The organism is Nostoc sp., from assembly GCF_036917675.1.
In the GTDB taxonomy this organism is placed as follows: Bacteria; Cyanobacteriota; Cyanobacteriia; order Cyanobacteriales; family Nostocaceae; genus Nostoc.
In genome coordinates this window covers 118,376-130,061 of the sequence record NZ_JBALCT010000052.1, presented here as the reverse complement: position 1 = coordinate 130,061, position 11,686 = coordinate 118,376, and the positions used below count along the sequence as shown (strand labels likewise).

The 11,686-nt window shown below is 41.5% G+C and carries 10 protein-coding genes and 1 tRNA gene; 4 read left to right on the top strand and 7 right to left on the bottom strand.

Features of this window, described 5'->3' with window-relative positions:
* Nucleotides 1-1,214 precede the first annotated feature (1,214 nt).
* The 3 genes from V7K31_RS19720 to V7K31_RS19710 all read left to right on the top strand — a co-directional run bounded on the left by V7K31_RS19720 (nt 1,215) and on the right by V7K31_RS19710 (nt 2,750).
* Nucleotides 1,215-1,829 carry a TetR/AcrR family transcriptional regulator gene (locus V7K31_RS19720; RefSeq protein WP_335096289.1) on the top strand — a complete coding sequence of 205 codons (615 nt, stop codon included), beginning with the start codon at nt 1,215-1,217 and terminating at the stop codon, nt 1,827-1,829.
* 185 nt (nt 1,830-2,014) lie between these two features.
* Entirely contained in the window at nt 2,015-2,506 is a 492-nt protein-coding gene (locus V7K31_RS19715) for a tetratricopeptide repeat protein (protein ID WP_335096287.1), read from the top strand.
* A 97-nt stretch (nt 2,507-2,603) separates the two neighbouring features.
* On the top strand, nt 2,604-2,750 hold the full coding sequence (locus V7K31_RS19710) for a hypothetical protein (RefSeq protein ID WP_335096285.1): 147 nt from the start codon (nt 2,604-2,606) through the stop codon (nt 2,748-2,750).
* A 387-nt stretch (nt 2,751-3,137) separates the two neighbouring features.
* Here V7K31_RS19710 and V7K31_RS19705 read toward each other — a convergent pair.
* The 3 genes from V7K31_RS19705 to pdhA all read right to left on the bottom strand — a co-directional run bounded on the left by V7K31_RS19705 (nt 3,138) and on the right by pdhA (nt 5,270).
* Nucleotides 3,138-3,209, bottom strand: a tRNA-Lys gene (locus V7K31_RS19705).
* A gap of 61 nt (nt 3,210-3,270) precedes the next feature.
* Nucleotides 3,271-4,140 (bottom strand): aldose epimerase family protein, encoded by an 870-nt coding sequence (locus V7K31_RS19700; protein WP_335096283.1) that lies wholly within the window; start codon nt 4,138-4,140, stop codon nt 3,271-3,273.
* Nucleotides 4,141-4,235: 95 nt separating this feature from the next.
* A complete protein-coding gene (gene pdhA / locus V7K31_RS19695) occupies nt 4,236-5,270 on the bottom strand; it encodes a pyruvate dehydrogenase (acetyl-transferring) E1 component subunit alpha (protein ID WP_335096281.1) in 1,035 nt (344 codons plus the stop codon).
* 767 nt (nt 5,271-6,037) lie between these two features.
* On the opposite strand from pdhA, the gene V7K31_RS19690 reads away from it, so the two are divergent.
* The gene (locus V7K31_RS19690) at nt 6,038-8,341 is read left to right on the top strand and encodes an IMS domain-containing protein (protein ID WP_335096280.1); all 2,304 of its coding nucleotides are present in this window, start codon (nt 6,038-6,040) and stop codon (nt 8,339-8,341) included.
* A 161-nt stretch (nt 8,342-8,502) separates the two neighbouring features.
* Here V7K31_RS19690 and dhaL read toward each other — a convergent pair whose 3' ends face one another.
* The 4 genes from dhaL to V7K31_RS19670 all read right to left on the bottom strand — a co-directional run bounded on the left by dhaL (nt 8,503) and on the right by V7K31_RS19670 (nt 11,675).
* Complete coding sequence (gene dhaL / locus V7K31_RS19685; protein WP_335096279.1) at nt 8,503-9,144, bottom strand: dihydroxyacetone kinase subunit DhaL; 642 nt, start codon at nt 9,142-9,144, stop codon at nt 8,503-8,505.
* 21 nt (nt 9,145-9,165) lie between these two features.
* On the bottom strand, nt 9,166-10,239 hold the full coding sequence (gene dhaK / locus V7K31_RS19680; RefSeq protein WP_335096278.1) for a dihydroxyacetone kinase subunit DhaK: 1,074 nt from the start codon (nt 10,237-10,239) through the stop codon (nt 9,166-9,168).
* Nucleotides 10,240-10,275: 36 nt separating this feature from the next.
* Complete coding sequence (locus V7K31_RS19675) at nt 10,276-10,644, bottom strand: hypothetical protein (protein ID WP_335096276.1); 369 nt, start codon at nt 10,642-10,644, stop codon at nt 10,276-10,278.
* A 155-nt stretch (nt 10,645-10,799) separates the two neighbouring features.
* The gene (locus tag V7K31_RS19670) at nt 10,800-11,675 is read right to left on the bottom strand and encodes an MBL fold metallo-hydrolase (RefSeq protein ID WP_335096275.1); all 876 of its coding nucleotides are present in this window, start codon (nt 11,673-11,675) and stop codon (nt 10,800-10,802) included.
* Nucleotides 11,676-11,686: the final 11 nt, after the last annotated feature.

Genomic DNA, 11,686 nt, shown 5'->3' with positions numbered 1-11,686 from the left:
CCTAAGCAAATAGCTGATATCAAGAAATCTGCTCTGATATTTCTATTCTCATCAGATAACTTCTTTGACTTCCTTGATTTCAAAATCCTATCAACCTTTTTAATTAATAATAGTAACTCTGATAACAATAGGAAAAATAAATGTTGAATGAATAGAGATATATTTAATGATAAATAGACAACTCTGTATAGATTTGAAAATATTATTACCCCTATATATAAGGACATTCAGCAATGTAAATAGACAGACTGTTCTAACTATAAATGAAGAGATAAATGATTGAGTCTCTCTCTTGATTCTGGATGTTTCACAAAGGAGAATCGGCGATATTTGCTCAACTCCAAACAACAGAATAACGCAATCATTGGCTTTGAGGCTCTCTAGCTGAGGCAGTCTGGTCTTGAGGGTTTCCCCCAGGAGGAACTGCCGTGATGACTAATTGTAACCACGAATACTCTTTGTAAATTAATTGGTCAGCGCAAGTAAATTGGCCAGATGTATGATATTCTGGATTTATAGGGAATCTAAACCACTTCACGCACAAAGGATCTCCAAGCACTTGCGCTGTAGTGAAGAAGCCAAATCCCATAAGTTAACCAATTGTTTGATGAACTGATGGTTTTGCCCCACAAGTCTCTGGAGGATTGTGGAAGTACTTAATCGGTAGCAGTTCCAAAGTTCGGGGGGACTTTGGTCTGCTTGCAGTTCATCAATCTCTTTTGGGATAACCCCTTTATTTTTTACAGATAGTTTTTTCTTAAATCCTCAGAAATCATCGAAGCTTTGGCGAATGAAAGAATAGAATAAGCAATCGATAATAGTGTTTATGATTTAACCAATTTGGTAAAACAAACTTAATTCAACATTCAGATGGATGAAATAGTCTGATGTTTAAAACGAATCAAAGAATAGTTAAAAGTGTTTTTTAATTTTCAATTATTGTTATTTTTTGCTGCTGATATATATTCTCACACAGAGTTAAAAACTATTTTAAAACCTGAATATAACTATATACTTATTTTTGACAATTACAGTCATAGAATAGCTATGACATAAAAGCCTAACAAAAATTTGAAATGGTTTGCACATTTATGCAGTCACTTTAAAGAGCTAGTTTAGTTTGAAGTTTAAACAATCCTAAACTTGGGAAAATCTTTGTCAGTATTATTGATGAAGCATTTAAAAGTTACACATTATTCAAGGATGCGATCTAAATGACTAAACCGAAAACAACCCGTAAATCTGTTCACGATCGCATCCTCACTACAGCATCAGGCTTGTTTTATCGAGAAGGAATTCGCAACGTCGGTATTGACAGAATAGTTGCGGAATCTGGCGTTGCTAAGATGTCGCTCTACAATCATTTCAAGTCTAAAGATGCATTGATTGAAGCGTGGCTACGACAACAGGATCAACAATGGTGCGAATGGCTCAAAACCACGATTGAAGAACGAGCTTCTAACCCATCCCAACAACTATTGGCAATATTTGATGCGCTACGGCAATGGTTTGAGGGCCCAGATTTTCGAGGTTGTGCATTCATTAATGCTTCAGTAGAACTAGCCAATGCTGACCATCCTGGACATCGAGTGGCATTGGAGCATCAACAATCAATCTACCTCTATATCAAGAGCCTAGCTCAAGCCGCAGAAGTTTCATCACCGGAACAGTTAGCTAGGCAACTGCTTCTGTTGGTGCAAGGTGCGATCGTGGTTGCGATGATGGAAGGAAGTTGGTCAACTGCTTCACAGGCAAAAAAAGTAGCAGCAACCCTAATCCAGACTGCATCAAAATCCGGCGTTACCGAAACAGTGCTGAGTGCTGAGTAACGTTGCTTGATTTTGGGGGTTGTTTTTCGTCTTCTTTATACCCCCTGAATGCTTGCTAAATAATACAGGAAATTCATCATAATTAGCAATTAATCACCCAAATTTAAAGATGACTTTAAAAATGATTTAATAGATATATTTTGTGAGAAAGTTAATACAAAGGTATATTCACTGATCTCAACTTCATGGATTCTTTATCTATTCATTCCTTACTTGAAGAGTTGAAAAACCCGGATGCCACAGTCCGCGAAAAGGCAACTAGAAAAATCTGGCGAATCTGGTTTCAGCAAAAGGGAATCTATGGGCTGGAAATAATTGATCGCAGTCAAAAGTTACTGGATGCAGGTGAAATTACCCAAGCCGAAACAGCGCTGACGGCACTAATCAAAGACCAGCCAGATTTTGCCGAAGCCTGGAATCGCCGTGCTTTCCTCTATTACAGTGTTGGTGATTATCAAAAATCTCTAACAGATTGTCAGATGGTTGTGCAGATAAATCCAATACATTTTGGGGCGCTTCATGGTATGGGCTTGTGTTATGCGGCATTAGGAGAGTATGGTGAAGCGATCAGAGCTTTTCAAGGTGCTCTAGAAATTCAGCCCTATTCACTAGTGAATCAAAAGTTGATTCTAGAATGTACATTTAGATTCAGCTACAACAGCAATTTATCCCCTTAGGTGCCGCAATTTTATTCAATACAGTTCTATCTGGATTGGTACTAGCGTCATTGCTGCTTGTACTAACAGCAACCAACCGTCAAATAGCAGTTTTCGGTTGGATAACATTACGTTTAGTACAAACTGGATAGCACAAGCAGAACAAGACGGATTTTACCAGACGATGGCTGCGGGTATCTACAAAGACTACGATTTAGATGTCACTCTCAAAATGGGTGTCCCCCAGGTTCCCAGTGGTACTTAATTGTTGATGGGGGTGCGGTAGATTTCTTCATCGGTTATGGCATTAAGTTTATCAAAAAAGTCATCTAAACCTGCAATTATTACTATTATTTGGAAATTAGCTGAAATAGAGGTGCTATCAATGACGTTGGCGCAGCGCGCTTCCCTGAGCTTGCCGAAGAGTCTAGTAGAGAAGGGTCGAAGTAGCACTCACGCCGAAGTCTTACCCGCCCTGATTATGCAACTTGAATGCCGATTAGCTTACTAACCGTTGTTTACCCTTGCATTTGTGATTAGATTATGCCTAGCCTACGGAATTAGTGAAATTTTACTATAAAGAGGCGATCGCACTGACTGTAATTAAAAAGATCAGCGATCGCACTCTCATGTCATTTAATAAACTTCTGTATGGGTCGCCCGGGATTCGAACCCGGAACTAATCGGTTAAAAGCCGAGTACTCTACCGTTGAGTTAGCGACCCTTTCAGTGCATTTCGCAACTTTGCCATCATAGCATAAACATCTGTAGATTTGTAAAGAAGTTTAGAAAAAATCTGCCGTTAACTTAATAGATGCCGAATAGCTAGCTCCAGGCGCTAATACAGTCAGATTTTCACCAGTGTTCAGGGAGTTACGGGTGGCGCTCCAAGGCTCTAAACAGTAGAATTCTTTGCCCTTAACTGTCCAAAACACCAGCCAAGTAGAAAAATCATCATAGTCTAGGTGAAGCTTTAACTTGCGACTGTTATCGATTACAGCCGCAGATTGGCCAGTTAGCTGTCCAAATGCAAAATCAATTTCATCTTGGCTAAAGTCAAATTTGCCGTTAAAGGAGTGAATTTGCTTGGTTTTATTGTCTTGATACTGCCCAGAGGGAATATTAACCTCTAGCTGAGTTTTATCACCACACAGAAAATAGGGATGGAAACCAGCCGAAAATGGCATTGGTGTCGATGACAAGTTTTTATATACCTGATGAACTTCTAAGGTATTACCTTGGAGTTCGTAGGTGAAAGCCAGTTGAAAATCAAAAGGATAAACTGCCTTTGTTTGCTCATTGCTATTGAGGACAACAGTCAGACTAGCTTTATCTCCAGTCTTTTGTTCTGTTGCTTTCCAAGGCAATTCACGGGCAAAACCGTGTTGTTTAAGAGTATATTGTTGCCCATTATGAGTGTAAGTATTATCTGGTAGATTGCCACAAATAGGAAACAAAATCGGATTCCCACCTCTGACACTTAAATCAGGGTGAGTAAAGCGTTCAGTGTCCAGGTAAAAAATTTCTTGCCCTTGAATCCGCCAACGGGTGATGATACCACCGCGTTCTGGTACGACTTCCAGTTGAGAACCAACGGTTTCATCTGAAAGGATGTAGGTTTTGTATTGTTGCTGTTGAATGGCGATGCTAAACACAAATTTTAGTCCTGAGTTTAGAGATAGTTAGGAATTAGGAGTTGTGAGTTAGGAGTTAAAAATTCATAACTTTTAATTCCTAACTCCTAACTCTGTTATTCGTCTTCTGCAAAAACGAAACGATATAACTCGCTAGGGTCTGGTTCGGGGCTGTCTTCGGCGAATTTAACTGCCTCGTCGATTACACCTTGAATTTTACGATCAATTGCTTTGAGTTCTTCCTCATCCGCCAAATTTTGCTCCAGCAAATAAGCTGCTAACTTCTTAATTGGGTCACGAGCGAACCAAAATTCTTTCTCAGCTTTGCTTCGCATTTCATCTGGGTCTGCTAAAGAGTGACCCCGGAAGCGGTAGGTAAGTGCTTCAATTAATGTTGGTCCTTCACCTGCACGGGCACGGGCTACAGCTTCTTGGGCTACGGCTCGTACTGCTAGAACATCCATGCCATCTACTTCCACGCCCACCATGTTAAATACACTGGCTTTTTTATAAATCTCTGGCTGGGAAGTCGCTCGCTCGTGAGACATCCCAATCGCCCACTTATTATTTTCGACCACAAACAGAATTGGCAGTTTCCATAGGGCTGCCATATTTAGCGTCTCGAAAAACTGACCGTTGTTAGCTGCACCGTCGCCAAAAAAGCAAGCTGTCACTTGGTCAGCATTTTTATCTCCCAGGACTTCGCGGCGGTATTTGGTTTGAAAAGCCGCTCCAGCTGCTACAGGAATTCCCTCAGCCACAAAAGCATAGCCACCTAGCAAGCGATGTTCGGCAGAAAACATGTGCATCGAACCACCGCGCCCTTTGCTGCAACCTGTGGCTTTGCCAAATAATTCTGCCATTACCTCTTTTGCTGGTACACCCGCACTCAGAGCGTGAACGTGGTCGCGGTAGGTACTACAAACGAAATCTTCACCCGGTCGCATTGACTGCACAACACCACTGCAAACGGCTTCTTGACCGTTGTACAAATGGACAAAACCAAACATTTTGCCCCTGTAGTACATTTCAGCGCATTTGTCTTCAAACAAGCGCCCTAATACCATGTCCTCATAAAACCGTAACGCTTCTTCCTTAGTAATATGCGTAGTAGCAGGATTAAATGTGGGTAAAGTACGCTCTTGAACCATTATTTTTGAGTATCCCTGTTGTACAACTTTAAGTTACGGTCTTTAATAAATTGGTCTGATAACACCTCAGCTTTTAACAGGCTAGCCTTTGTAAGACTCAACAATCAAACTTTATTTATCCACCAAGAAAGGGTCTTAGGGAATAGCTAAATTTTTAATTTTTGATTTTTAACTTTTCAGCCCATGCCCCGCGAGGATTTGACTCTAACGGCAGATGTTGCCATTTTGGGTTTTTCTCTCTCACTATTCCCCTTCATAGACTAGCAATCAACATGGACTACTTTCTGCATATCCATTAACAATTTAAAAAAAAAGGACGCAAAAATTTCTATACCCAATAGGTAATTGTAATTAAAGGTTAATTATGATATTATTTTTTTCTCCTGTTGTCAGGGTCAATCACCAATAGTAATATTTTTATTACCTCCTACTGGGAAAGTGCCGAAAAAATCAATGATCAATGGATTCTTGCAACCACAACATTTATGTGGTCACTAAAAGCGGTGGTTGTGGTTTGTGCTATGGAAGGCTGATAATAGTTGTGTTAAACAAAAATACTAAGAATTAAGACAAAAAACTCAAGCTTTCTAGGCGAAAGCAAAAAATTAGTACTAGAATATGATTCAAAATTTCGTATAAGGTACAAAACAAGTTGTTGCGATATACACTTGTAGAGTAAATTCTACACGACATTGTTATAGCGCGGTTTTACAGTCCTGGAAAGCTCTAGGTGAATTATGTTGATCACGGTGCAGGGGAAGTAGGCTGTGCGAATTCCGCTAGATTACTACCGAATTTTAGGACTACCGTTAGCGGCAAGTGAGGAACAATTGCGACAAGCATACAGCGATCGCATTGTCCAATTGCCACGACGTGAGTATTCTCAGGCTGCAATTTCTTCTCGTAAACAACTCATAGAAGAAGCTTACGTGGTTTTATCAGATCCAAAACAACGCAGTACCTACGATCAGCTTTATCTTGCCCACGCCTATGACCCTGATAACCTTGCTGCTGCCGCAGTAGCACTGGAAAATCGCACAGAAAGCACCAAAAGGGGTACTGGTATCCAGAGTCTGGGCATCGAAATTACCCAAGACGAATTAGTTGGCGCTTTATTAATTTTGCAAGAGTTGGGGGAATACGAACTTGTACTGAAACTAGGTCGTCCATACCTGGTAAATAAAAATAGTGCTACAAGTGCAAGAAAAGGCAATAATTTAGTAGACGAAGAAATAGATGAAAGTGGTGAACATCCAAACGTTGTTCTCACTGTAGCCCTTGCTTGTCTAGAATTAGGTCGTGAACAGTGGCAGCAAGGTCACTATGAAAATGCCGCCATATCCCTAGAAACTGGTCAAGAACTGCTAGCCCGCGAAGGGTTATTTTCCAGTGTCCAGGCAGAAATTCAGGCGGATCTTTACAAATTGCGACCATATCGAATTTTGGAGTTGCTGGCACTACCTCAAGAGAAGACTGCCGAACGACACCAAGGCTTGGAATTATTACAAAACCTTTTAGAAGATCGTGGTGGGATTGATGGCACGAGCAATGATGAATCTGGTTTAAATATAGATGACTTTCTACGATTTATCCAGCAATTACGCAACCACTTGACAGTCGCAGAGCAGCATAAGTTATTTGAAACCCAAAGCAAACGTCCTTCTGCTGTTGCCACTTACTTAGCTGTTTATGCCTTGATAGCACGGGGATTTGCTCAACGGCAACCGGCTTTAATTCGTCAAGCTAGGCAAATGCTCATGCGTCTGGGTAAGCGTCAAGATGTACATTTAGAACAGTCTCTGTGTGCGTTACTCTTAGGACAAACCCAAGAAGCAACTCGTGTTTTAGAACTTAGTCAGGAGTACGAAGCTTTAGCTTTCATTCGGGAAAAATCTCAAGACTCTCCAGATTTGTTACCGGGGCTGTGTCTATATGCAGAACAGTGGTTGCAACACGAAGTATTTCCACATTTTCGAGATTTAGCAAACCAGCAAGCTTTCCTAAAAGATTACTTTGCTAACCAACAAGTACAAGCTTATTTAGAAGCATTGCCAACAGATGCAGAAACAACTAATGAATGGGCTGTAATTAACCCCCAGCATTTTCCCCAGCCGCAGACAAATAATCCCCGTTTCCCCAACAATTCAACTAAGACTTCCGGGCAATTTAATCACAGCAGAACACCTGATCTAGATTTGCCAGAAACACCAACAAAAGAAACACCCGAATATTCAAACTTGTTATCACCCATGTGGAATTCATCGGGGAGTGTAAAATCAGAGGTTCCTACTGCCGAACGAATGAGCAGAGGCACTAATCAGCATTTGAACGGTTCAGGAAAGACTGCTGCACCCAGTCATAACCAAAAGCGTCGGCGGAGAAAACCTACTCCATCTGCTAGCCGACAGCGTGTACCAGATAATCGTCCTCATGCTCGTCGTCCCCGGCGGCGTCGAACTTTTGCTAACACCATAGAAGGGAAAACACGGGTGGTCTGGAGGGTGTTTATTTCTTTGGTGAGTATATTAGTTTTCTGGGTGTTAGTTACAACAGCTTTTGGATGGTTAAAAAATTTGTTTTTCCCTACACCATCTCCGCATGATTACCAGTTGTTTGTACAGATAAATCAACCACCAATATCTATTCCTGATCCAAAGAGTAAGCCACAATCATCAGATAGTCCTTTAACAGATGCAACGGCAGAGGAAGTCATTCAAACTTGGCTATCTATCAAAGCCGCAGCTTTCGGGCCGAATCATGCGATTAATAATTTAGAGCAGATTTTAACTGGTTCAGCTTTGTCTCAATTGCGGCAAACTGCTCAACAGTATAGGTCAGATAATCTCTACCGCAAGTACGGCCATAGCCTGAAGGTGGAATCTGTAGAGAAAATTGATTTATTTGCAGATCGTGCCGCAGTGGAAGCTACGGTTAAGGAAGGGTCGCAGTTATATGAAAATGGTCAGTTTCAAAACTCTTCTAACGATAATTTGCGAGTCCGGTATGATTTAATTCGACAAGGAGGTAAATGGCGCATCCAGAGTATATCTGTTGTCAATCAAATCAGATAAGTTTGAATTTTTAGGCGAGGACTTTTCAAATATTCTCTTAGTAGTAACCGTTGTCAGATTAGGGCTAATACTGTTCGATTAACGCAAGAGACGCGATAAATCGCCGTCTTTACAATAATCAGTCCTTCGTCCTGAGGGCGATTTATCGCATCTTTGGGATCTCAAAATTCGCCAGAACTTTCCAACACCCCCAACAAACTCTTTAACATTAAATAAGCAGAAGTCCCTCCCGGATCTTGATGTCCGATACTCCGTTCTCCCAGGTAGCTAGCCCGTCCCTTTTTCGCTTGCATGGGTATAGTTTCCTGCAACCCTATCTGGGCTGCTGCTACAGCTTGTTGCATAGCTTCCAGCGTTCCCTTACTTTTTCCTACAGCTTGCCCAAAAGCCGCCACAGCCGGAGATAGCACATCCACCATTGTTTTGTCTCCTAGTTGCGCTTTGCCACGTTGCAGTAAGCCGTCTAAGCCTGCTTGGAGTAGCTCTAATACATCTTGTTCTGTTAATTCTTGCTTACCAACTACTGCTGTACTGGCTCGTAAAAACCAAGTGCCATAAAGAGGTCCACTGGCACCGCCAATGGAAGAAATCAACGTCATACTCACAGCTTTGAGAATGTTGCTGATGTCCTTATCTGTAAGAGTTGGTAACTGAGTACTTACCTTTTTGAAGCCGCGATCCATATTGATCCCGTGGTCTGCATCTCCGATCGCAGCATCTAATTCTGTCAAATATGCTTTATTCTGCTCTATCTCGGTTGCAAATGCCTGCAACCATTGTAATATCTGCGCCTGATTCACCATATCAACATAATTCGTAATTAGTTAAATTCCCCAGCGCCAACTCGGCGTTTTTACTGGTGCATCCCATAACCGGCTCATTTCATCATCTAATTTCAGCAGGGTAATGGAGCAACCTTGCATTTCTAGAGATGTAATATAAGGCCCAATCAAGTTTCGCACAATTTGCAATCCTTGCTGTTGGCAGATTTGGGCGAGTTTGCGGTAAACAATATACAGTTCGGAAATCGGGGTTCCACCCATACTATTGACAAAAGCTAACAAGCGATCGCCTTTTGCAAATGGGAGATTTATGAGTTCTACATCTACCCATTCTCCTTTGTCTTCATCCCACTCGCGCAATGTGCGGCTGTATGCTGTATCCTCAATCAGCGATCGCGTCAAAATTTCGGTAATCTCATCTACTGATTTGATATTTGTGCGTTCTGTTCCTGGCTCACCGTGAATACCGATGCCTAATTCAATTTCGCGATCGCTCAATTCAAATGTTGGCGTTCCATTAGCGGGGACTGTACAAGATGTTAGAGCAATTCCCATACTCCGCCCATTCAGATTTACTCGGCGACATAAATTTGCTATTTGTGGCAAATCATACCCGATCTCTGCGGCTGCACCACAAATTTTCTCCGCCAGTATTGTTGTTCCCACACCCCGGCGTCCTTGGGTATAGAGACTATCTTTCACAGCCACATCGTCATCAATCAAAATATTTAGCACTCGAATGCCCTCAGCACGGGCTAACTCCGTTGCCATCTCAAAGTTCATGACATCGCCACTGTAATTTTTGACGATATAAAGGATACCAGAACCTCCATCTACTTGTTTGGCAGCTGCTAGCATTTGGTCAGGAGTAGGTGATGTGAAAACCTCCCCAGGACAAGCTGCATCAAGCATTCCTCTGCCCACGAAGCCAGCGTGCATTGGTTCATGTCCACTGCCACCACCAGAAATAATTGCTACTTTACCCTGTATAGGTGCATCGGCTCGATAGACAAAAGTGGGATCATAGTTTACTTTAATTAAATCGGAATTAGCCACCGCCATACCTTCTAGACTTTCCCGCACAAAATCTTCCGGCTTGTTTATCAGCTTTTTCATAATCCGTGTTTGGTTAAAAGGGTGGTAAAACCCAGGTTATAGTGCTTCTGGTTTGTATGCAATCAATATATAGCGGTTCTCAGTTGAGTGCAGTACAAATTTAACCCCCAACCCCTTGCCTAAATTTGTTATTTCGGCGTACCCATTTGTTATTTCGGGATACTCATTTGTTATTTCGGGATACTCATTTGTTATTTCGGCATATCCATTTGTTATTTCGGGATACTCATTTGTTATTTCGGCATATCCATTTGTTATTTCGGGATACTCATTTGTTATTTCGGCGTACCCATTTGTTATTTCGGCGTACTCATTTGTTATTTCGGCGTACCCATTTGTTATTTCGGGATACTCATTTGTTATTTCGGCGTACTCATTTGTTATTTCGGCGTGTCCATAACGCACCCTACGAAACTACTAGAAGAGTTGAAACCTATACTGGTCATACTTATGTGTACACCGTAGCCTAAAAGGAGAGATACTTTGAATTTTCCCCCTTCCCGCGTCGGGAAGGGGGTTGGGTTTTTCCATATCGCGTTAGAAAAGTCAGTTATCTAATGTCAATCCAAAGATTCCATTAACTCAATACACTTGTGCATTTGCTGGCGCATGGTTTCCTTATCAGCATGAAATCTTCGCCCATGTCCTGGTAGCACCCACTCAAAAGAGTAATTAGCCAAGTTCCGCATTGATTTAGTTTGTTCTGACCAAGAATACCAACAGGCACCGTGGAATGCAGCCAGTTGGTGCAAGTTTTCTGACCAAGCGAGATGGTCGCCAGTGAAGAGGAACTTATTTTTATAAAGTAGAACAGTTTGTCCTTTGGTGTGACCGGGAACTGGGATAATTAATAAATCTGGAGTCAAAGTAAATGGTTCGGAACCAGTTAGCTGTATTTCGACATTGCGAGTATCCGCAGTAATATCATCAATGTGGAGGATGCGATCGCACTGAAAATGATCGGCAAACTTTTGATGATCTGCCACATCATCCTTATGAGTTAGGTACATATAACTAATTGATCCCAGTTCTTCTAAACGCTTGACTAAAGGAGGCGTAAACCGGGGAGAATCCACTAAAATGTTACCTTCTGGAAGTTGAATTAAATAGCTAGCAGCACCGTAAGATTTTTCCGAATGATAGCCACAGTGGTAAAGATTTTCTGCTACTAATATAGGAAACTGTTGTTGAGCAACTTTGATATCTTTTGGTTTCTCAACTGTGCCAATAGAACTGGTAGGACAAGCTAAAAGTGCTTCAAGTGCTGCTAATCTTTCTACATCATTGGTTGGTTGATGATAAACCGCCGATTGTTCATCAACATCATAAAATACCTCAGGAGCCATCCAGCGACAGGTATCACAATCAATACAGGTAGTATCTACATAAAAATCGCCGTTGACATTTTGGGAGCGACGCTGATTTAAATGAGCCATATTAATCCTTT

Coding starts and splice junctions, on each gene's coding strand:
- V7K31_RS19670 (WP_335096275.1), bottom strand. CDS start 11,675: ATGGCTCATTTAAATCAGCGTCGCTCCCAAAATGTCAACGGCGATTTT.
- dhaL (WP_335096279.1), bottom strand. CDS start 9,144: ATGGTGAATCAGGCGCAGATATTACAATGGTTGCAGGCATTTGCAACC.
- dhaK (WP_335096278.1), bottom strand. CDS start 10,239: ATGAAAAAGCTGATAAACAAGCCGGAAGATTTTGTGCGGGAAAGTCTA.
- pdhA (WP_335096281.1), bottom strand. CDS start 5,270: ATGGTTCAAGAGCGTACTTTACCCACATTTAATCCTGCTACTACGCAT.
- V7K31_RS19720 (WP_335096289.1), top strand. CDS start 1,215: ATGACTAAACCGAAAACAACCCGTAAATCTGTTCACGATCGCATCCTC.
- V7K31_RS19715 (WP_335096287.1), top strand. CDS start 2,015: ATGGATTCTTTATCTATTCATTCCTTACTTGAAGAGTTGAAAAACCCG.